The 19,749-nt window shown below is 35.8% G+C and carries 23 protein-coding genes and 4 pseudogenes; 17 read left to right on the top strand and 10 right to left on the bottom strand.

Going from position 1 to position 19,749, the window contains the following annotated elements:
- Position 1 precedes the first annotated feature (1 nt).
- From HS129_05855 to HS129_05845, 3 genes and pseudogenes are all read right to left on the bottom strand, one after another.
- Positions 2–2,503, bottom strand: a complete 2,502-nt coding sequence (locus HS129_05855) for a heavy metal translocating P-type ATPase (protein ID MBE7411575.1) — start codon at positions 2,501–2,503, stop codon at positions 2–4.
- 68 nt (positions 2,504–2,571) lie between these two features.
- Positions 2,572–3,465 (bottom strand): annotated as a pseudogene (locus tag HS129_05850) (IS3 family transposase).
- Positions 3,399–3,611 carry a hypothetical protein gene (locus HS129_05845; GenBank protein MBE7411574.1) on the bottom strand — a complete coding sequence of 71 codons (213 nt, stop codon included), beginning with the start codon at positions 3,609–3,611 and terminating at the stop codon, positions 3,399–3,401. The pseudogene HS129_05850 and the gene HS129_05845 overlap by 67 nt, the downstream one beginning before the upstream one ends.
- A 252-nt stretch (positions 3,612–3,863) precedes the next feature.
- Between HS129_05845 and HS129_05840 the strand changes: the two genes are divergently transcribed.
- The 6 genes from HS129_05840 (at position 3,864) to HS129_05815 (ending at position 7,337) form a co-directional block, all read left to right on the top strand.
- Positions 3,864–4,490, top strand: a complete 627-nt coding sequence (locus tag HS129_05840; GenBank protein MBE7411573.1) for a M23 family metallopeptidase — start codon at positions 3,864–3,866, stop codon at positions 4,488–4,490.
- A gap of 9 nt (positions 4,491–4,499) precedes the next feature.
- Positions 4,500–5,594 (top strand): SH3 domain-containing protein, encoded by a 1,095-nt coding sequence (locus tag HS129_05835; protein ID MBE7411572.1) that lies wholly within the window; start codon positions 4,500–4,502, stop codon positions 5,592–5,594.
- A gap of 606 nt (positions 5,595–6,200) precedes the next feature.
- On the top strand, positions 6,201–6,389 hold the full coding sequence (locus HS129_05830; protein ID MBE7411571.1) for a transposase: 189 nt from the start codon (positions 6,201–6,203) through the stop codon (positions 6,387–6,389).
- Positions 6,376–6,612 carry a hypothetical protein gene (locus HS129_05825; protein ID MBE7411570.1) on the top strand — a complete coding sequence of 79 codons (237 nt, stop codon included), beginning with the start codon at positions 6,376–6,378 and terminating at the stop codon, positions 6,610–6,612. The genes HS129_05830 and HS129_05825 overlap by 14 nt, the downstream gene beginning before the upstream one ends.
- A 9-nt stretch (positions 6,613–6,621) precedes the next feature.
- Positions 6,622–6,795 carry a hypothetical protein gene (locus HS129_05820; protein MBE7411569.1) on the top strand — a complete coding sequence of 58 codons (174 nt, stop codon included), beginning with the start codon at positions 6,622–6,624 and terminating at the stop codon, positions 6,793–6,795.
- Between the two features lie 311 nt (positions 6,796–7,106).
- Positions 7,107–7,337 (top strand): hypothetical protein, encoded by a 231-nt coding sequence (locus HS129_05815; protein MBE7411568.1) that lies wholly within the window; start codon positions 7,107–7,109, stop codon positions 7,335–7,337.
- Positions 7,338–7,619: 282 nt separating this feature from the next.
- Here the strand turns inward: HS129_05815 and HS129_05810 are convergent, their stop codons facing one another.
- The 3 genes and pseudogenes from HS129_05810 to HS129_05800 all read right to left on the bottom strand — a co-directional run bounded on the left by HS129_05810 (position 7,620) and on the right by HS129_05800 (position 9,361).
- Entirely contained in the window at positions 7,620–8,015 is a 396-nt protein-coding gene (locus tag HS129_05810; protein ID MBE7411567.1) for a type II toxin-antitoxin system VapC family toxin, read from the bottom strand.
- A complete protein-coding gene (locus HS129_05805; protein ID MBE7411566.1) occupies positions 8,015–8,245 on the bottom strand; it encodes an antitoxin in 231 nt (76 codons plus the stop codon). The genes HS129_05810 and HS129_05805 overlap by 1 nt, the downstream gene beginning before the upstream one ends.
- Positions 8,246–8,449: 204 nt before the next feature.
- Positions 8,450–9,361, bottom strand: a pseudogene (locus HS129_05800) (hypothetical protein).
- 57 nt (positions 9,362–9,418) lie between these two features.
- On the opposite strand from HS129_05800, the gene HS129_05795 reads away from it, so the two are divergent.
- Positions 9,419–9,751: a transposase gene (locus HS129_05795; protein MBE7411565.1), complete on the top strand. Its 333-nt coding sequence runs from the start codon at positions 9,419–9,421 to the stop codon at positions 9,749–9,751.
- Positions 9,682–10,545, top strand: coding sequence for an IS3 family transposase (locus tag HS129_05790; GenBank protein ID MBE7411564.1), 864 nt, complete (start codon positions 9,682–9,684; stop codon positions 10,543–10,545). Before HS129_05795 ends, HS129_05790 begins: the two co-directional genes overlap by 70 nt.
- 33 nt (positions 10,546–10,578) lie before the next feature.
- Here the strand turns inward: HS129_05790 and HS129_05785 are convergent.
- From HS129_05785 to HS129_05775, 3 genes and pseudogenes are all read right to left on the bottom strand, one after another.
- A pseudogene (locus tag HS129_05785) lies at positions 10,579–11,481 on the bottom strand (DUF262 domain-containing protein).
- A 149-nt stretch (positions 11,482–11,630) separates the two neighbouring features.
- A pseudogene (locus tag HS129_05780) lies at positions 11,631–11,990 on the bottom strand (HigA family addiction module antidote protein).
- Between the two features lie 6 nt (positions 11,991–11,996).
- Complete coding sequence (locus HS129_05775) at positions 11,997–12,278, bottom strand: type II toxin-antitoxin system RelE/ParE family toxin (GenBank protein ID MBE7411563.1); 282 nt, start codon at positions 12,276–12,278, stop codon at positions 11,997–11,999.
- Positions 12,279–12,368: 90 nt separating this feature from the next.
- Between HS129_05775 and HS129_05770 the strand changes: the two genes are divergently transcribed.
- The 9 genes from HS129_05770 to HS129_05730 all read left to right on the top strand — a co-directional run bounded on the left by HS129_05770 (position 12,369) and on the right by HS129_05730 (position 17,987).
- Positions 12,369–12,566 (top strand): hypothetical protein, encoded by a 198-nt coding sequence (locus HS129_05770; protein MBE7411562.1) that lies wholly within the window; start codon positions 12,369–12,371, stop codon positions 12,564–12,566.
- A gap of 341 nt (positions 12,567–12,907) precedes the next feature.
- Positions 12,908–13,087: a hypothetical protein gene (locus HS129_05765; protein MBE7411561.1), complete on the top strand. Its 180-nt coding sequence runs from the start codon at positions 12,908–12,910 to the stop codon at positions 13,085–13,087.
- 167 nt (positions 13,088–13,254) lie between these two features.
- The gene (locus tag HS129_05760) at positions 13,255–13,365 is read left to right on the top strand and encodes a hypothetical protein (GenBank protein MBE7411560.1); all 111 of its coding nucleotides are present in this window, start codon (positions 13,255–13,257) and stop codon (positions 13,363–13,365) included.
- 327 nt (positions 13,366–13,692) lie between these two features.
- Positions 13,693–13,881: a transposase gene (locus HS129_05755; protein ID MBE7411559.1), complete on the top strand. Its 189-nt coding sequence runs from the start codon at positions 13,693–13,695 to the stop codon at positions 13,879–13,881.
- 216 nt (positions 13,882–14,097) lie between these two features.
- Positions 14,098–14,649 carry a hypothetical protein gene (locus HS129_05750; protein MBE7411558.1) on the top strand — a complete coding sequence of 184 codons (552 nt, stop codon included), beginning with the start codon at positions 14,098–14,100 and terminating at the stop codon, positions 14,647–14,649.
- A gap of 224 nt (positions 14,650–14,873) precedes the next feature.
- Entirely contained in the window at positions 14,874–16,502 is a 1,629-nt protein-coding gene (locus HS129_05745) for an N-6 DNA methylase (GenBank protein MBE7411557.1), read from the top strand.
- Complete coding sequence (locus HS129_05740) at positions 16,477–17,196, top strand: hypothetical protein (GenBank protein MBE7411556.1); 720 nt, start codon at positions 16,477–16,479, stop codon at positions 17,194–17,196. Before HS129_05745 ends, HS129_05740 begins: the two co-directional genes overlap by 26 nt.
- Before the next feature lie 189 nt (positions 17,197–17,385).
- A complete protein-coding gene (locus HS129_05735; GenBank protein ID MBE7411555.1) occupies positions 17,386–17,580 on the top strand; it encodes a type II toxin-antitoxin system VapB family antitoxin in 195 nt (64 codons plus the stop codon).
- On the top strand, positions 17,580–17,987 hold the full coding sequence (locus HS129_05730; protein ID MBE7411554.1) for a PIN domain-containing protein: 408 nt from the start codon (positions 17,580–17,582) through the stop codon (positions 17,985–17,987). Before HS129_05735 ends, HS129_05730 begins: the two co-directional genes overlap by 1 nt.
- A 165-nt stretch (positions 17,988–18,152) precedes the next feature.
- Here the strand turns inward: HS129_05730 and HS129_05725 are convergent, their stop codons facing one another.
- Complete coding sequence (locus HS129_05725; GenBank protein MBE7411553.1) at positions 18,153–19,640, bottom strand: IS1182 family transposase; 1,488 nt, start codon at positions 19,638–19,640, stop codon at positions 18,153–18,155.
- Between the last annotated feature and the right edge of the window lie 109 nt (positions 19,641–19,749).

The following is a 19,749-nucleotide window of genomic DNA, read 5'->3' as shown; positions in this document are numbered from 1 at the left end:
TTTATATTTTCACACTTCGAAGTCTAAGTGCATTTGCAATTACGGAAACTGAACTAAAACTCATTGCAAGTGCTGCTATCATTGGAGAGAGCAATATTCCGAAAAACGGAAATAATACACCTGCTGCAATTGGGATTCCTAATATGTTATAGACAAGGGCGAAAAACAGGTTCTGCTTAATGTTTTTCATTACAGCATCACTTAAATTTCTGGCTTTCACAATTCCGTGTAAATCGCCTTTTACCAAAGTTATCATAGCACTTTCAATGGCTACATCTGTGCCTGTTCCCATTGCTATACCAACATCACTTTTTGCTAATGCCGGTGCATCATTAATTCCGTCTCCTGCCATTGCCACCACGTTCCCTTTTTCTTGTAGTTTCTCCACTTCTTTCAGTTTATCTTCGGGCAACATACTTGCTTTAAAATCTGTAAGTTTTAGCTCTGAAGCTACTGCTTGTGCGGTGTCGTGATTATCGCCTGTCAGCATGATAACTGCTATGCCTTTTTCTTGTAATTCTTTAATGGCTTTGGCACTTGTTGCTTTTATTTTGTCACCAATAACCACATAACCAACCACCGAATTGTCTATTGCCAGATAAGAAACGGTCTTTCCTTGTTTTTGAAATGCTTTCGCTTCATCTTCCATTTTAGAACTGATTTCAGCTTTAGCATATTCCATCATTTTTGGATTTCCCAAAGCAACGTTCTTACCATTGATAGTAGCTTCAACACCTTTTCCTGTAACAGCATTAAAATTTTCCGATTTGATTATTTCAGCATTGTTTTCTTTTCCGTATTTAACGGTTGCTTCGGCTAAAGGATGTTCGCTATTTGTGTTCAATGAAACAATGTATTGAAGTACTTCGCTTTCTCTAAAACCATTATTGAAAGAACCGATACTTTCTACGGTTGGTTTTCCTTCCGTAATCGTTCCTGTTTTATCAACGATTAAGGTGTCTATTTTGTGGAATTTTTCAAGTGCTTCGGCATTTTTAATCAACACGCCATTTTGGGCACCTTTGCCTACGCCAACCATTACAGACATTGGGGTTGCCAAGCCTAAAGCACACGGACAAGCAATAATTAAAACCGCTATTGCATTGACCAAAGCATAAACATAAGCAGGTTCCGGCCCCCAAACTGCCCAAACAATGAAGGTGCTTACCGCAATGAGAACTACAATCGGTACAAAATATCCCGACACTCTATCGGCTAAATTTTGAATAGGGGCACGGCTTCTACTGGCATCATTTACCATTTTAATAATTTGAGAAAGCAAGGTATCGCTACCCACTTTTTCGGCTTTCATCAAAAAGGTTTGGTTGCCATTGATTGTTCCGCTGCTAACTTTATCACCCATAGTTTTATTTACAGGAATCGGTTCTCCCGTAATCATAGATTCGTCAATGGTTGTATCACCTTCGGTGATCACTCCATCAACAGGGATTTTTTCACCGGGTTTTACTTTAAGAATATCGTTTAATTCTATTTTGTCGATGCTGACTTCCACTTCTTCGCCATTAACCATTTTTGTGGCTTTATTGGGTGCTAATTTCAACAATTCTTTTACTGCCGAATTGGTTCTACTATGTGCACGAGCTTCTAAAAGTTGCCCCAACAAAACCAAGGTTAAAATAACGGTTGCTGCTTCAAAATAAACGTGGACTGCTCCGTGATGTGATTTAAATTGTTCGGGAAAAAAATCCGGAAAAAGCATACCCACCACACTGAACAACCAAGCTACACCTGCACCAATTCCGATAAGGGTAAACATATTAAGATTCCAGGTTTTGATGCTTCGATAAGCTCGTTCAAAAAACATCCAAGTGGCATAAAACACGACAGGAATGGATAGAAAAAACTGCACCCAGTTCCATTGTTTTTGTCCCATCAGCTCATATAAAGGATTGTTTGGAATCATTTCGCTCATTGCGATGAAGAAAATGGGCAATGTAAATGCGGTTGCAATCCAAAACTTCTTTGATAATTTTTTATAGGTCTTTTCTTCCGAAGAAAGGTCGGCTTGCATGGGTACTAAATCCATTCCACAAATGGGGCAGGAGCCAGGTTCGTCTTGTACAATTTCAGGGTGCATTGGACACGTCCACTGTTCTGTATTGGAAGTTGATAGATTTTGTTCCTCCACCAAATCCATTCCGCAGACTGGGCAATCACCAGCTTTGTCGTATGTTTTATCGCCTTCGCAACGCATCGGGCAATAAAATACGCCCGTTCCTTTTCCTTTTGGTTTGTCGTGCTGTTTGGGTTCTGAATGGTGATGATGTTCTCCTAAATTATGGATACTATATCTTCCACCATCATTTTTTAAGGCTTCCTGAAATGTTTCCAAGTGAATATGTTTTTCCATTTCAATAGTCGCTTCTGCTTTTTCTAAATCAACAGCAACTTTTGAAACGCCTTGTACTTTTGAAAGTGTTTCTTCTACGTGCTTACGGCAACCGTTACAGGTCATTCCGTGTATGTGATATGTGTGTTTCATTGTTTTGAACTTCCCCCGATAAATCGGACACTCGTTAAGCAATTAATTTTGCAAACTTTATAGGACTGTTATATCCTAGTGAAGAATGCCTTTCTCCTAGTATTATAAAAACAATCTATATAGTCAAACAGAATGTTTTCTAATTCTAAAAAACTTACCTTTCCAGGTAGTCTATAAATACATTCCTTTTTTAATGTTCCAAAAAATGATTCTTGGACAGAATTGTCATAACAATTTCCTTTACGGCTCATACTTTGTAAAGCTCCATTCATCTTGACTGTTTCCTTTATTAAATCTGATGCATATTGAGACCCCCGGTCCGTGTGAAATAATCCTCCTTTCTTTATTGGCCTTCTGAAAAAAGCTTTATCAATTGCGACTTTTATATCTTCACTTTTCATCTCTTTTGATAAATGCCAGCCTATAACTTCTCTATTCCCCAAGTCTAAGACTGTTGTCAAATAGCTGAATCCTCCTATGGTTTCAATATAGGTTATATCGGATACATAATTCATTCCAATTTCACCCACATGGAAAGCTTGATTTAATATATTAGGGAAAATTGGGAATTTGTGATTTGAATCAGTTGTGCAAATTCTAAACGTTTTAGGCTTATTTGGACTTATATAATTGTTTTTCATGATTTTTGCTATTCTGTTCTTTCCGACATTTAAACCCTCATCCCTTAAATCTTCAGCAATTCTGGGACTACCATAAAGGTTTAAGCTGTTCGTAAAGGAAGTTTTTATCCTTTCAAGAATATAGATATTCTCAATAGTCCGATTGGATGGTGCTCTATCTACAAATTCATAATATCCGCTCGTAGAAACTTCTAAGAGTTCAGCCATCTTCTTAATAGAAAAGGAATCCGTATGATTTTGAATCCATTTAAACTTCATTTCCTTGGTTTCAAGAAGATGGCCACGGACTTTTTTAAAATATCCCTTTCTTCTCTTAACTCTGCAATTTCTTCTCTAAGGCGAAGGTTCTCATCTTCCAGTGTTGCTTTTTGAGGACTATTTTCTTCTGCTAAAAAAGTATCTTTCCATTTCTTTAAAGTGGCATCAGTAATTCCTAAATATAGCCCTTTAAGGCCGTAACTTCCCATAACCCGTCATTCTGTCACCTCCAAAAACAGGCTTTATACCCGAGAGATGATGAGTTCCGTCGGCTCCAATGGGGAGTAAGTTCTTATATACTAACTTACCCCAAGGGAGATGGTTTTCATGCGGTTCGTTTTTTACTACAAACTTCGGGGTCTATGGGGGGCCCCATGCTCTATATTGGCCAACCGAAAAAGTTAAAAGATCATAATGGCTGCCGAGATGACCTGGGTAAACCTTTGGCAGAAGGTTGTGTAATGCAGTCTGGGGTCAGTATGCCTTTGAATATACTGGGTCCGGGAGTAACGATTACAACAGATAACAGATATAAGAATAATCCTAAAACTCCACATATTGCTTTGGACATTGCTGCACCATGTGGTACCCCAATTTATGCACAGTTTGATGGAAAAGTACAAGTCAAGGAAGGCAATACTGCATTAGAGAAATGCCAAAATATTGTTGTGGCAGGCGATAATTTTGAAAAATATCAAAATTCTGGTCTTTCAGATTGTGCAAATACGATTATAGTTCGGTATTCTAAGAATATTACCGTTAAATATACGCATCTTCTGCATTCTAAACTGACCCCGGATGGTGCTGTGATAAAACAGGTGTATGAGCATTGTGAAAGATGGGGACTGAAATTAAACAGTGTCAATATTTCTGCCTATACCATTCCTGTAAAGAACGGTCAGGAAATTCGCCAAGGCGATTTAATAGGGTATATTGATAGTTCGGGTTTTAGTACCGGTTCCCATTTGCATTATGAATTAAAGTACCAAAATGAACCAAAACGAATTTTAGATTTTAACTGGATTGCACATAAAGATGAAATTGAAGAGTATTCCAGGAAATTAAAAATTAATTCCGGGAAGCAGTGAGAGTTAATAATGAAAATAAATCAGTTTAAAATTTTTTTGGGTGTAGGTTTTCTGTTTGTTTTGCAAACTTTAAAAATTTGGGCTTATCCACAATTCAAAGTTAGAATTTCAAATATCATGATTGAACAAAATTATCAAAAAAAGAATGCCACTTTTTATGAAGAGCCAAATTATCGTTCTGCTAACGTGACATTAAAACACATACCGGATTATTTTTATATTACAGAAGTGGAAGATTTAGAGAATATTGTCGATAAAAATAGTGCTCCCTGGTATGGTTTATATAGAGACGGTCGTTTAGTCTGGACGGTTGAATATAAATCTTTGGCGGTGGGGTATACTAAAAATTTTCAGACGAAGAAAAAAAAAGTAACTTTGTCAAATGAAGATTATTACCGTCTGACCGGGTGTTATTTTAAGGAAGAATCAGATGTTCGGCTTGTATCTATTGAAGAAGAGTATGTGGAGTACCCGGTCATTCAAATGGAGGATTTCAAGCTAATTCAGATGGAAGGTTTTTTCGGAGGGGTAAACCCAAAGTATATGTGCATTATTGCACGAGGCCAGTACTGGATCATACACCATAGCTCGTCAGGTTTTGGTTTTAGCAATTCTTTTCTTTTGAGTATGGATAAGACGGGAGCCGATAAATTTGCTTATTCTCATTGTTTTGGGGAATGCACTAAAATTGAAAAGGGTACTATACACTTTCAGGCCAATGACCGGGTGGTTGTTACGGATACTGAAGATACCCCACCACAAGTTCCAACCAATGGCGCCTTTTATAAAGCAACCGATCATCTCTTTTATCTATTGCCCAAGTACTATTATCTAATGGGCAATCACCCCGATTTCAAGCCTTTTCGACAGCAATTTCATGCCAGTCGCAAATACAAAGTAAAAGTAAAAGCCTTGAAACTACGATCACAAAATAATACTGATGGAAAAGTATTGGCTACTTTATCTGAGAATGAAATTGTAACTTCCTTGGAAGTAGATGAATATCAATTTATTGACGGCATTTCTGCCCCATGGCTGAAAGTGAAAACCAAAAACGGCCAGGAAGGTTATGCTTTCGGGGGTTACCTGGGACTTGTCGATTGAATTGTATCTATTTTCTTTGCTCACAAATACTCGTGCTGCCGCAAAAATATAGCCCTTTAAGGCCGTAACTTCCCATAACTTGTCATTTTGTCACCCTGTGAATCGAGCTTTACACCTGAGAGATCATGGGGCCCGTAGGCCCTAATGGAGAGTAATTTCCTATATACTAATCCCAATCACGTTGCCGCGCCGACACGATGTCGGCGAATAACAAAGGCGCAATTATTTCAGAACAACGTTTCCGGGCTATGCGACGTTGACCGTAGCGCGACGAAGGCCAATGTGCCGAAGGCCGAGGAGCATAGCGACGAAGCGCATAGCCCGTGTTCTGGCTGTCGAAAATAATGCCCATTTAACACATACTATTTCATAAGTAAAAAGGGTATCAAAAAATGGGAAAATTCAAGAATACAGAACCTTCACAGGGACTAATCCTTTGCAGTAAATCTAAAAAGATCAGATCATTGAAGGAAGTTTTGAACATACACTTTCAGTTCTTTTCAGAAAAAAAGATAAAATCGATTTAAATAAATTAATTTGAAATACCATAATGACGTGATCGGCAGAAAGGCATACAACCCAAGATTCTACTAAAAATTATTTTATTTGCTTATTACAAAGAATTACTTCGTCAGAGAAATTGAAATTGCCTGTAACAAAAATCTCACGTTTATGGCACTGGCAGAAAATGAAAAACCGGATCATTCTACAATTGCAAATTTTGTTTCCTCGATGGATAAAGAAGTCAAAGACATATTTGAGCAGGTAGTTCTGATTTGTTTTGAGCTTGACTAATCAAACCGGAACTCTTGCAATTGACGGATGTAAGATTTCGTCTAACGCATCAAAGGAATGGAGCGGAACAATTTCAGAGCTTGAGACAAAGAAGGAAAATAAAAGAAAAATCAATGAGATCATGGAAGAACACAAAAACTCTGATCCAGATGAAAATAATTTCAAGCGGATTGATAAATTGGACAAGAAAATGGAGAAGATCACAGATTTTCTTTGCAAATAATGAAAAGAAATGGGTAAGCGAAATCATGAAAAGCAAAGTAACATAACGGACAATGATTCATCTAAAATGAAAACATCACACGGAGTTATTCAGGGTTACAATGGAGTAGCTGTAGCTGATTCTGAAAATCAGATAATCGTAGAGGCTGAAGCATCTGGCGAGGGTCAGAATATGATCTCTTAAAGCCAATGATTGAAGGAGCAGAAAAAATAATCAATCAAATGAACAGAAAATAAGTGATACAAAAATTCTTGCAGATAACGGCTATTTCAAGGAGTCGAATCTTGAATATCTTGCAGAGAAAAAATCGACGCATATATTCCGGATCAGAATGCCAGAAAAGAGATCCCAAATTTAAACCCGTGACAGACATCGCGAAGAAAAAATCAGAGAATACAAGAGATATATCGAAAAGGATTTTACATATGTTTCGGAAAAGGACGAATACATTTGTCCGAATGGAGAGTCACTAAATCGTTGGGGAGGATTTACAAATGGTCACAGCTACGGACGTCGTTACGGCACAAAAAGCATCCTGTTCTGCATGTCCATTGAAATCGAATTGTATTTCAGAAAATCAGGATAGACGCGAACTTAATATTTATGATGGGGTAAATGTTCCGGAAACAGAAAGATGCGTGAAAAATAGATTCAAAAGAGGGCAGGAAAATTTATTCAGAGCGGATGAGTATAATCGAGCCGGTATTCGGAAATATACGGTTTAACAAGGGCTGAATTATTTCAGCTTGCGGACAAAAGCAAAGGTTAATATTCAGTGGCTTTTGTGGTGCATGGTTCACAACATTGAAAGATAGTGACTAAAGGAAATTTAATCTACTTTGAGACCTTGAACTAATGATAGGGTAAAAGAGCAATCATCAGATTTAAAAAAGTGCGTTAGGTGAAATCGAAATCTAAAAATTTGTAAAAATCTTTAAAGGCAGCCTTTATTGATGTAAATTTTACTATTATTCAACAGCTACGTTATCGGCTGTTGCGTTTTTGTTTCACACCCAGTTTTCTATTTTTAATCCTTCTACTCTTTCAAATTCTTTTACATTGTTTGTAACGAGAATTAATTTTTTTGATTTTGCTTGAGCTGAGATCAGTAAATCCATTGGTCCAATTATTTTACCTTTTTTTGTTAAATCTGCTTTAATTGTTCCAAACTCAACAGCATCAGTATCATCAAAATTTAAGATGTTGAAGATCGATAAAAATTCAATTAACGAAATTTTATTTTTTTCTGGATATATACTTTTAGCTACACCATATTCTAATTCAGCAACAGTAATTGATGAAATATAAATATCTTTTTTCGATTTAGTTTTTAATCTTTTCAAAACTTCAATCGGTTTTTTCTTAATTATGTAGATGCAAATGTTAGTATCAAGTAAATACATTACATATCTTCTCTTTCTTGATTTTTTCCCTGTTCTCGTCCTTCATCCATAAAATCTTCGGTGAAACTGTTTAAGCCATGAAGAAATACTTCCCAGGATTTATCATGAGGAAGTAGTATTACGGCATCTCCAACTTTTTGGATAAGAACATCTTTTCCGGAGAATTGAAATTCTTTTGGTAATCTAACAGCTTGACTTCTACCGTTGATAAATAATTTTGCACTTTGCATGATAGTTTCCTCTCTATATATAGTATATATCAAGGTATATATTTTGTCAAGTTTAAAAACGCAATTGCCGCTAACGTTTTGCGGCTTTGCGTTGTGGGGGATTTTTAGCACTAATGTTCATACGAAGCACAAATGTTGAACCTTGCACAAATGTTTCTACGAAGTACGTCAGCCCCCATAACGCAAAACCGCTGTTACCAGCCGTTATTCTTCTGTCACTACTGTTGTTTCTTTGACTTCCATTGTGTCCATTTCGTCAAATGTCAGTCCATTTAATTTTGTTTTTAAGTCTGTCAAAATTGTATTTACTCTGCTCTCACTAAAGATGTCAATTGCATTGTCAGGCATTTCGTCCGCTCTTGCCCATTCTAAAATGTTTATTGAAAGTAAATGTGTCGGCATAATTGCAATATATTCAGGCTTATCATAGTCTTTCATATACTCAAGCGGATTTCTATTGGTTATGTCAAGGTTTGTTATTTGTGTCAAGTAAGCGATGTTCATTAAACTGTCGCTTGTAATTTTGTTTTTATGTTGGTTGTTTAAAACGTATTCCGAATTTGTCGGGAATATGTGATGCAAATTAGGTTTGTCTGTTGTAAAGAAAAAGTTTTGAACTAAAACGTCTCTGTCGCAATGTTCCCAGTCTTTTGGTTGAGCACTTGCATAAAGTGATAAAACAGCTCTACTCATTCTTCCTTTTGAACTGTAAGTCGCTGAACGAAGTTTTTGTTTGTCAATTAAGAACCTGTCAAATTGATAAGGCTGTTTTGTTTTTTCGTTGTTCAAAAATTCAATGTGTTGAGCCAACTGCGTTGTATTACTTAACAAGTCGTCATTGTGGAAACTATTAAACCAAAAATACTTTTTCAAAAAGTCATAATTGGGCGAACTGTTTTTATAAAAATATGCTGTAATTGTAAAGTAGAAATAGCGAAACGGTATTAAATAAGGAGTTTTCAAATGTAAATGGTTCTCGAAAAAGTCGAATGTTTTTAGCATTGCAATTTTCGTTTCTTCCCAAACCGCTAAAATGTGTTCTGTTTTTATTTCGTTCAAATAGCGGTCTGTAATATTTCTAACTCCACTGTTTGGAACATTTTGATTTATTAAAACTGGTCTTGCCCCCTAAAACTGGAATACAAAAAAAGGGGATAAAGGAGACTTGATAATATGATAAGAAGAAATAACTATGGCAAAGAATTTAAGGAACAAATAGTAATGGAAATTTTGTCCGGGCAGAGTTCCGTTTCGCAAATAGCTCAAAGGGAAAAGGTAAATCCTCAAACAATCCGAAATTGGAGAAATGAGATAGATACAGGAAAGTTTGAACAAAATAATCAAACCGAATTTGCTTTAAGGAAACGAGTCGCAGAATTGGAAGGTGCACTTGCCAACCTTGCGTTAGATAATCACATTTTAAAAAAAGCCCAAAAATATCTGCAAGACTGGAAGCAAAAAGAGAAATTATCAGGAAGTATCTCGCACCAGAATTTGGAATTGTAAAAAGCTGTAAAGCTTTGGAGATCAGTATCTCTTCCTTTTATTACCAATCGGATGCAAAGATTAAAAGAAAACAGGAGGATAAGCAACTAATAGAAAAGATTGAAGCATATCTGGATTTAATGCCTCAATCAGGTTACAGGTCTGTCACTTATTTTCTGAGAAATGATATGAAAATCAATCATAAGCGAGTTTACAGGATCATGCATGAAAACCTTTTAAAATGCAGTCCGAAGAGGGCTTATCATCATGCGACCACGGATTCAAAACATAACCTGAAAAAATATCCAAATCTTCTTAAGGACAAGTCAATTAATCATGCACGAGTAATAGTTGGTGATGTTACTTTTTTTGATGTTCAGGGGAAAAATCATTATCTGGCATCACTAATGGATATGGAAAACAGAGAGGTCATCGGACGAGCTGTTTCTGATAAACTTAATAGTGAACTTGTCAGGTCTGCATTTGAGTCGGCTCTCATGAACAGAGGAAGTCTCGAAGGTTACATTCATCATACTGATTCTGATAGAAGATATTGTTCGCATGAATATATAGAACTTCTGAACAATTCCAAAATACAAATTTCAATGTGTCTTGGTAATGCATATGAAAATGCACACGCAGAATCTTTTAATAAAACTATCAAGTATCAAGAGATAAATATCTCCTGTTATGCTGATAAAATTGAAACAGCCAAAAGTATTTTTCAATTTATTGATCGGTACAATTCAATCAGACCTCATTCAGCTTTAGGAGGACTATCTCCTCTGCAATTTAAAAATAAACAAAAAATATGATTTTTTTCTTTACAGTTTTAGGGGGGCACTTCAAACCGCAAGAATTTGCAGATAATCAATGTCGCTTATTTTCAAAAACTCACTGTTGTTGTGCCCTCTGAAATCGTCAATTAAGTCACGCAGATAAAATCCGCTATCGGCTTGTGTAGTTGTTGTTTGTTGAACCGAAGGCTTAAATGTTTTTGCAACAACTATGTCAAAGATGTTAAGCGGTTTGCCTGCTTGGTTAATCCTTTCAAATATTTGACATACTTCCGAAACTTGTATTCCTTTTACTTCAATAAAGGAAATTCTGTAGTTGTCAAGCACTCCTTTGATTTTTGAAAGTTCTGCAAGTATGGAATGATTGAAGTCCTTATTTACAAGTTCGCTATTGAACACACTTGTTTGAACAGTCGTAAAATTATTTTTAATGTCAATGAGCTTCACAATTAACCCATCATCAAATCTTTTTTTCTTACCGATGTTTGGTCGAATTTCTCCATTTCTATCGTCAATGTCATTCCAAAAAAGAAAACGATTGCGATAACTTTCATCATCAATTTAGTTGTCTGGCGGAATAGTCAAATCCACATAAAGTAATGGGTTGAAATTCGGTCTGTTTTCAATAGTTCCACCATATAATGAAGTCAGCAAAGATGTTGTTCGTTGTTGTCCATCAAGTATGTATTGATATTCGGTTCTGCTAAAATTTGTATCAGTTATTTGGTGTCCACCAATTTGTCTGTGGTTTTGAAGTTTCAAATCAGTTTTCCATATCAGAATACTTCCCAAAGGATAAAACTTGTAAATACTGTCCCAAAGTTTTTTTACATTTTCCTGTTCCCAAACAACGTCTCGCTGAAAAGTCGGAATTTGATAATTTTTTGCTATCAACTCGTCAAGGTAAGTTGTCAGTCCTTTGTTGGTTGGAAAAATTCTGTCTGTATAATTCATTTTTTATTATTGTTCGTTAGTGTTGTGTCGTCCGTTATAATGGCTGGTAACGTTCGAGTTTATGCGTCGAGCCGAACTTGTGAGGCTTGACCCGCAGGCGTAGCGAGCAATGCGAGCGAAGGCATAAACTCTGTTAGCCGATGGAATCCTCACGTAGCTCGAGAAAATGAAGCCACGGATGGCATCTTTTTTTGTTTATTAATGTCTTTTACAAATTCTGTGTAGACATGTATTTTGGAAAGAGTCGTTTCAATTTTTCTACTCTCCTCCAATAAATCATAATCATTTTGCAGAGTGAGCCAAAATTGAGGTGGAAGATTAAAAAATTTTCCGAGTTTCAGCGCATTAGTAGCAGAAATGCTTCGTTTTCCTGAAATTATTTCGCTTAATCTTGATTGTGGGATACCCGTAATCTTGGATACCTTGTAAGCTGGATAACCCCATTGGCTTTAGAAATTCTCATCTAAAATCTCACCAGGGTGTATATTTCTTATTTTATTTTTCATGATATCTCCTCAATGGTAATCAACAATTTCGACATCAAAGGCATGGCCATCAATCCAGGTAAAGCAAATCCTCCATTGGTCATTGATTCGAATACTATGCTGGCCTTTACGATCATTTCTTAACGCTTCCAGAAAATTTTTTGGTGGAATCCTTAAATTTTCCAATTCCAAAGCACCATTAATAAGCCTAAGTTTCCGTAAAGCTACATCTGAAATTTGATTTGGAATTCTTTTTGAAAATTCACCTTTCCAAATTTTTTCAGTATCTTTGTCATGAAACGATTTGATCACATCCTAATGCTTACACAATACGTATACAATGTCAAGCAAAAAATCAACTCTCTACCCTGGACACGGATGTCCAGAGTTTAGAATTTAATTGTGAGAATTCTTTCGCCTAACGGACAAGCGGTAGCCGCAGTTGCTTGCGTGTCTGCACTTTCCGCTAAAAGTTTATTCCAAAGTTTCAAATTTGCACTTCTGTTCGGTAACCTTCAATGCAAGCAATTGTCGGCTAACGCATGTTATACGTATTTTACTTTTTATAAATTAACTGCGTACCAAAATACTACTTTTTGAAATGCGAAGCATTTCAAAAACTGTCAACAAATAATAATCACTCGCTAAAAGTCGCCTACTAAACAAGCGTTGTCTAAAAATCATCGGCTAACAATAAATGCGATAGCATAATATAAAATTCGCTAAAAATTGGTATTGCCCCCTAAAACTGGAATACAAAAAAAGGGGATAAAGGAGACTTGATAATATGATAAGAAGAAATAACTATGGCAAAGAATTTAAGAAACAAATAGTAATGGAAATTTTGTCCGGCAGAGTTCCGTTTCGCAAATAGCTCAAAGGAAAAGGTAAATCCTCAAACAATCCGAAATTGGAGAAATCAGAGATAGATACAGGAAAGTTTGAACAAAATAATCAAACCGAATTTGCTTTTAAGGAAACGAGTCGCAGAATTGGAAGGTGCAATTTTGCCAACCTTTGCGTTAGATAATCACATTTTAAAAAAGCCCAAAAATATCTGCAAGACTGGAAGCAAAAAGAGAAATTATCAGGAAGCATCCGCACCAGAATTTGAATTGTAAAAGCTGTAAAGCTTTGAGATCAGTATCTCTTCCTTTTATTACCAATCGGATGCAAAGATTAAAAAGAAACAGGAGGATAAGCAACTATTAGAAAAGATTGAAGTTAATATCTGGATTTAATGCCTCAATCAGGTTACAGGTCTGTCACTTATTTTCTGAGAAATGATATGAAAATCAATCATAAGCGAGTTTACAGGATCATGCATGAAAACCTTTTTAAAATGCAGTCCGAAGAGGGCTTATCATCATGCGACCACGGATTCAAAAACATAACCTGAAAAATATCCAAATCTTCTTAAGGACAAGTCAATTAATCATGCACGAGTAATAGTTGGTGATGTTACTTTTTGATGTTCAGGGGAAAATCAATATCTGGCATCACTAATGGATATGGAAAACAGAGAGGTCATCGGACGAGCTGTTTCTGATAAACTTAATAGTGAACTTGTCAGGTCTGCATTTGAGTCGGCTCCCCTAAGGAACAGAGGAAGTCTCGAAGGTTACATCTCATCATACTGATTCTGATAGAAGATATTGTTCGCATGAATATATAGAACTTCTTGAACAATTCCAAAATACAAATTTCATGTGTCTTGGTAATGCATATGAAAATGCACGCAGAATCTTTTAATAAAACTATCAAGTATCAAGAGATAAATATCTCCTGTTATGCTGATAAAATTGAAGCAGCCAAAAGTATTTTTCAATTTATTGATCGGTACAATTCAATCAGACCTCATTCAGCTTTAGGAGGACTATCTCCTCTGCAATTTAAAAATAAACAAAAAATATGATTTTTTTCTTTACAGTTTTAGGGGGGCACTTCAAAAACAAAGCAATGAATAAAAGTTTTCTCATAGTATTTCACGGACAAATTGTTAATGGTAAAATCATTGACATTGGTAACGACCCATGTTTTGACAATCCACCAAGTTGGGGCATTTGCAGACCACCGACAAGACGAGCAGTAAAAATTGGCGACACATTAATTTTCATCGCAAAAGTTGGCAATGAGTATTTTCTCAAAGGTTGGTTTCAAGTTGGACTATGTTTCTGCTCTCAATAAATTTCCTTCAAGACAAAATGTGATTATTTCTACGACACCTTCGACACATCCAATCAAATGGCGTTACAAGGATTTGCAAAACAATTATTCTAAAACTCACGGACAAAAAACACCAAACTTTCTTATTGACCTTAATTCAATCATCGGGACTTTCTATCATAGCCAAACTGACGACCACGAAACGGACAATTGGAAGTGCAGAAGAATTTTCCATTGCACATCCAAGCAATTTGAAAAATGTATCACGACAAACAGTTGTTTAAAAAGCAGTTCATCACTCACTGCTGACGAATACAAAAACTATATTGTTGCAGAGCCAAATCAATGGGCTGACTTAGATAGTTTAAGAATTACGTTCGAAGAGATAGTTAAAGCAACAAAATTTCCAACTCCAATTAGGACACCAAAAGGGCAACATAATGTTTTGCGGTTTGACGACTATCTACAAAAATTATTTACATTTATTGACACTAAAAAAAGTAATGCTAAGAACTAACCTACACAGCTACGGACAGAAAGAAGCCCGTACCGCTAACAGCACCTACCCAAAAGGCGGGGTTTCGTGCTCCGCAGACAGTTTTGTGGTAGCCGAAAGTTCAGTTCTCCGAATTAAGTTTAGTGGTAAAAATCCCGCCCTTCGGGTAGCTGCAAAACGTTGTAGGCAATGCTAAAAAGACGGACACCTAAAGATTTAACAACAATTTTAACGACATTTGAGCTATGCAGATAAACATATTTGGTGAAGTAGAAACATTCGGAGTTACAATAGAACAAGCGGCAAAAACCGCTAATGTATCAACTGCAACAATTAGGAATTGGATTAAGACAGGTTACTTAATTCAATCTAGCAAGGGAGTTATTTCTCAAGAGTCTTTAGAGAAATTCATAAGTGAGATAGCTGGCAAAGAAAAATTAAATTCAAGGGCTAATAAGTTACTGAAAGACGAACACGACCATAAAGAGGTATCTGATAAAGTAAGCGAACTGATAAAAAAGTTCAAAGGAGAAAGAATAGGTATTGAATACGAAAGCTCACTCTCAGATTCACATCGAAACAAAGTAGGGGTATATTACACACCATCTTGGATTGTGAAAGATTTGTTTAAGAACATAAAAGTTACCCCCAATTTAAGATTTTTAGACCCTTGCTGCGGTTCAGGTAATTTTCTAATTGAAGCAATCAAACAAGGGGTTGCACCTGAAAATGTGTATGGGTTTGACATAGATGAAAATGCTGTTTTAATCGCTAAGCAGAGAATAAAAGATGAGTTCAGCTATGAAACAGAAAATGTAAAGGTTGGCGACTTTTTGCAAGAAGCAATCAAAATGAGCAGGGAAAATAATTCCTTTGATCTGATATTCACTAATCCACCCTGGGGCAAGAAAATTGAAAAAACCACCAAAGAGAAGTATTCCACATTATACGAATGTGGAAACAGTTTAGATACAACCTCTTTATTTTTGGGGGCAAGTTTATCTATACTTAAACCCAATGGATTCTTAGGCTTCTTGATTCAAGAAGCATTTTTCAACATCACTACTTTTGAAGACATCCGAAGGAAAGTATTGTCAAAAAGAATTTTACGTTTTGTAGATTATGGTAAAGCATTCAAAGGGTTGGTAACCAGGGCACAGGCTATTGTGATAGAGAACCAATCCTCAAATTCACTTGACCTCATAGAATGTTGTTTACAAGATAAAACATTCAATAGAACCTTAGAATCATTTACCGAGAACCCCAAAAGCATATTCAACTTTTGGACTAATGAAGCAGAAGCACAGGTAATCAATCGCCTCTATGCAATACCGCATATTACGCTCAAAGATAGGGCGAATTGGGCATTAGGAATTGTAACTGGCAATAACGATAGATATTGTATTGATACACCTAAAGAAGGATATATTCCGATTTATAAAGGTTCAGATATAACTAAATCGGGATTGAAAGAACCAAGCACATTCATACTTGATGATTTTTCAAATTTTCAACAGGTAGCACCCTTAGAAATGTATCTTTCAAAAGAGAAACTCATATACAAATTTATCTCTACTGATCTATGCTTTTTTTACGACACCCAACAACGATACATATTAAATAGTGCCAACCTTCTCATTCCAATAAACCTTGAAATAACTTCCGAACAGCTAACATTGCTGTTAAATAGTGAAATCATTAACTGGCTTTTCAAAAAATTATTTTCAACTCATAAGGTTCTTAGAGGAGACCTTGAGTTAATTCCTATTCACATTGATTACTTTTCAAGTAAGCAAGAATTTACTGAAACGGACTACTTAAACTATTTACAAATAATCAAAACAAACGATGGAACTTACAGAATTAAAAACTAAAATTATTGAATCATTTTCTGGTTCAGCAAGTGACCTTGAAGAAGTTCTTCAAATGGTTGATGACGACCAATCCATTTTCCCTTTTAATGAATATGAACATTTGATTTGTAATTTAATAGAAAGAGGTGGGTTAACCTACGAACAATACATAGATATTAGAACCGAATACATAAGTGCAAATCCAAATCTTTGGGTCTTTGAAATATCGGCTCCAAGAGGATTTGGAGAAAAATTTGCTCAAACTTATGTTCAAGGAAAATGCTCAAAGCTAAAAAGTCCGAATAAAAAACTTGATCCAAGCTATTCAGGAGACTACGACTTGTGGCTGGACGAAATAAGAATTGAAGTTAAGGCTTCAAGAGCGGTTGACAGTGACAGTGAAGAACCCTTGTATATGAAAGCTCTTTCAAGAAATACAGAGAAAAATATTTTGATGAATTTTCAACAATTAAAGCCACAATGTTGCGATGTATTTATTTGGGTTGCCGTTTACAGAGACCAAATAGTCCTTTGGGTTATGAGTAGTAAGGAAGTTTTGGAAAACCCTTCATACTCAAAAGGGCAGCATAGAGGCAACAAAGGTAATGAAGGACAACTTCACATTCGAAGAGATAACATAGCTCAGTTGGAGCAATACGAACTTAAAGATGATAACTTGGAACAAGCCATTAGAGATGCTGCAAAGCGTAACTAAAGCACTGCCTACAACAGCGGTTTTGCGTAATGGCGGGGGCAGTGCTAAATTGAACGGTAGTGCTAAATTGAAAGTTTGTGCTTCTAAATCCGCCACTACGCAAAGCCGCAAAACGTTATAAGCAATGCCCCAAAAAATGTTTGACTTTACACATAATATTGTGTATGTTGTTACACATAGAGGTGTAATATGGCAACAAATCTTGCAATTGATGATAAACTTCTGACTAAAGCTCAAAAAATAAGTGGTTTAAGAACTAAAAAAGAAACGGTTTCTATTGCTTTAAAGGAGTTTATTCAAAGGAGAAAACAGGAAGAAATTATTGAATACTTTGGAACAGTTGATTATGGAAATTACGACTATAAAAAGCTTAGGTCAAAATAATGAAAGTTTTGGTGGATACTTCCATTTGGTCGCAAGCTTTAAGAAAAAATGCTTCAAGTGAAGATGAAATTCTTAATGAACTCAAAGAGCTCATTAAGGAACTTCGTATTGTTATCATAGGACCAATCAGGCAAGAAATTCTATCCGGTCTTTCAGATACAAATAAATATGACCAATTAAAAGAAAGGCTTAGTTTTTTTGACGATCTTCCTCTTGACACAGAATATTTTGAATACGCTGCTCAATTATCAAATACCTGCCGAATTAAAGGGATTCAAGGTTCTCATACAGATTTTTTAATTTGTTCAGTCGCCATTAAAAATGGCATTCCAATTTATACTTTGGACAAAGATTTTGCAAATTACAAAAAATATATTGATATAGAATTATATAAAAGAAGAAAATAAATTATTTGGGGCACTGCGTATAACGTAGCTGTTGAATAATAGTAAAATTTACATCAATAAAGGCTGCCTTTAAAGATTTTTACAAATTTTTAGATTTCGATTTCACCTAACGCACTTTTTTAAATCTGATGATTGCTCTTTTACCCTATCATTAGTTTCAAGGTCTCAAAGTAGATTAAATTTCCCTTTAGTCACTATCTTTTCAATGTTGTGAACCATGCACCACAAAAGCCACTGAATATTGACCTTTGCTTTTGTCCGCAAGCTGAAATAATCCAGCCCCTTGTTAAACCGTATATTTCCGAATACCGGCTCGATTATACTCATCCGCTTCGAATAAATTTTCCTGCCCTCTTTTGAATCTATTTTTTCACGCATCTTTTCTGTTTCCGGAACATTTACCCCATCATAAATATTAAGTTCGCGTCTATCCTGATTTTCTGAAATACAATTCGATTTCAATGGACATGCAGAACAGGATGCTTTTTTTGTGCCGTAACGACGTCCGTAGCTGTGACCATTTGTAAATCCTCCCCAACGATTTAGTGACTCTCCATTCGGACAAATGTATTCGTCCTTTTCCGAAACATATGTAAAATCCTTTTCGATATATCTCTTGTATTCTCTCGGATTTTTTTCTTCGCGATGTCTGTCACGGGTTTTAAATTTGGGATCTCTTTTCCTGGCATTCTGATCCGGAATATATGCGTCGATTTTTTTCTCTGCAAGATATTCAAGATTCGACTCCTTGAAATAGCCGTTATCTGCAAGAATTTTTGTATCACTTATTTTTCTGTTCATTTGATTGATTATTTTTTCTGCTCCTTCAATCATTGGCTTTAAGAGATCATATTCCTGACCCTCGCCGAATGCTTCAGCCTCTACGATTATCTGATTTTCAGAATCAGCTACAGCTACTCCATTGTAACCCTGAATAACTCCGTGTGATGTTTTCATTTTAGATGAATCATTGTCCGTTATGTTACTTTGCTTTTCATGATTTCGCTTACCCATTTTCTTTTCATTATTTGCAAGAAAATCTGTGATCTTCTCCATTTTCTTGTCCAATTTATCAATCCGCTTGAAATTATTTTCATCTGGATCAGAGTTTTTGTGTTCTTCCATGATCTCCCTGATTTTTGCTTTTATTTTACTTTTCTTGCTCTCAAGCTCTGAAATTGTTCCGCTCCATTCCTTTGATGCGTTAGACGAAATCTTACATCCGTCAATTGCAAGAGTTCCGGATTTGATTAGTCCAAGCTCAAAACAAATCAGAACTACCTGCTCAAATATGTCTTTGACTTCTTTATCCATCGAGGAAACAAAATTTGCAATTGTAGAATGATCCGGTTTTTCATTTTCTGCCAGTGCCATAAACGTGAGATTTTTGTTACAGGCAATTTCAATTTCTCTAGACGAAGTAATTCCTTTGTAATAAGCAAATAAAATAATTTTTAGTAGAATCTTGGGGTTGTATGCCTTTCTGCCGATCACGTCATTATGGTATTTCAAAATTAATTTACTTAAATCGATTTTATCTTTTTCGAAAAGAACTGAAAGTGTATGTTCAAAACTTCCTTCAATGATCTGATCTTTTAGATTTACTGCAAGGATTAGTCCCTGTGAAGGTTCTGTATTCTTGAATTTTCCCATTTTTTGATACCCCTTTTTTACTTATGAAATAGTATGTGTTAAATGGGTACTATTTTTCGACAGCCAGAACAACGCGTCATCCGGTGCGGTCGGGCAAGCCCTCCCTTCC

The organism is Leptospiraceae bacterium (assembly GCA_015075105.1).
Classification (GTDB): domain Bacteria; phylum Spirochaetota; class Leptospiria; order Leptospirales; family Leptospiraceae; genus JABWCC01.
The sequence above is the reverse complement of the archived record's forward strand: the minus strand, read 5'-3'. Positions and strand labels throughout refer to the sequence as shown.

What these genes read in the sequence shown, in the direction of transcription:
- HS129_05815 (MBE7411568.1), top strand. Translation starts at nt 7,107, where the DNA reads ATGGTCACAGCTACGGACGTCGTTACGGCACAAAAAGCATCCTGTTCT.
- HS129_05755 (MBE7411559.1), top strand. Translation starts at nt 13,693, where the DNA reads ATGAAAATGCACGCAGAATCTTTTAATAAAACTATCAAGTATCAAGAG.
- HS129_05820 (MBE7411569.1), top strand. Translation starts at nt 6,622, where the DNA reads ATGGGTAAGCGAAATCATGAAAAGCAAAGTAACATAACGGACAATGAT.
- HS129_05760 (MBE7411560.1), top strand. Translation starts at nt 13,255, where the DNA reads ATGAAAATCAATCATAAGCGAGTTTACAGGATCATGCATGAAAACCTT.
- HS129_05750 (MBE7411558.1), top strand. Translation starts at nt 14,098, where the DNA reads ATGAGTATTTTCTCAAAGGTTGGTTTCAAGTTGGACTATGTTTCTGCT.
- HS129_05740 (MBE7411556.1), top strand. Translation starts at nt 16,477, where the DNA reads ATGGAACTTACAGAATTAAAAACTAAAATTATTGAATCATTTTCTGGT.
- HS129_05805 (MBE7411566.1), bottom strand. Translation starts at nt 8,245, where the DNA reads ATGCAAAGTGCAAAATTATTTATCAACGGTAGAAGTCAAGCTGTTAGA.
- HS129_05840 (MBE7411573.1), top strand. Translation starts at nt 3,864, where the DNA reads ATGCAGTCTGGGGTCAGTATGCCTTTGAATATACTGGGTCCGGGAGTA.
- HS129_05725 (MBE7411553.1), bottom strand. Translation starts at nt 19,640, where the DNA reads ATGGGAAAATTCAAGAATACAGAACCTTCACAGGGACTAATCCTTGCA.
- HS129_05730 (MBE7411554.1), top strand. Translation starts at nt 17,580, where the DNA reads ATGAAAGTTTTGGTGGATACTTCCATTTGGTCGCAAGCTTTAAGAAAA.
- HS129_05845 (MBE7411574.1), bottom strand. Translation starts at nt 3,611, where the DNA reads ATGGGAAGTTACGGCCTTAAAGGGCTATATTTAGGAATTACTGATGCC.
- HS129_05745 (MBE7411557.1), top strand. Translation starts at nt 14,874, where the DNA reads ATGCAGATAAACATATTTGGTGAAGTAGAAACATTCGGAGTTACAATA.
- HS129_05835 (MBE7411572.1), top strand. Translation starts at nt 4,500, where the DNA reads ATGAAAATAAATCAGTTTAAAATTTTTTTGGGTGTAGGTTTTCTGTTT.
- HS129_05795 (MBE7411565.1), top strand. Translation starts at nt 9,419, where the DNA reads ATGATAAGAAGAAATAACTATGGCAAAGAATTTAAGGAACAAATAGTA.
- HS129_05735 (MBE7411555.1), top strand. Translation starts at nt 17,386, where the DNA reads ATGGCAACAAATCTTGCAATTGATGATAAACTTCTGACTAAAGCTCAA.
- HS129_05810 (MBE7411567.1), bottom strand. Translation starts at nt 8,015, where the DNA reads ATGTATTTACTTGATACTAACATTTGCATCTACATAATTAAGAAAAAA.
- HS129_05855 (MBE7411575.1), bottom strand. Translation starts at nt 2,503, where the DNA reads ATGAAACACACATATCACATACACGGAATGACCTGTAACGGTTGCCGT.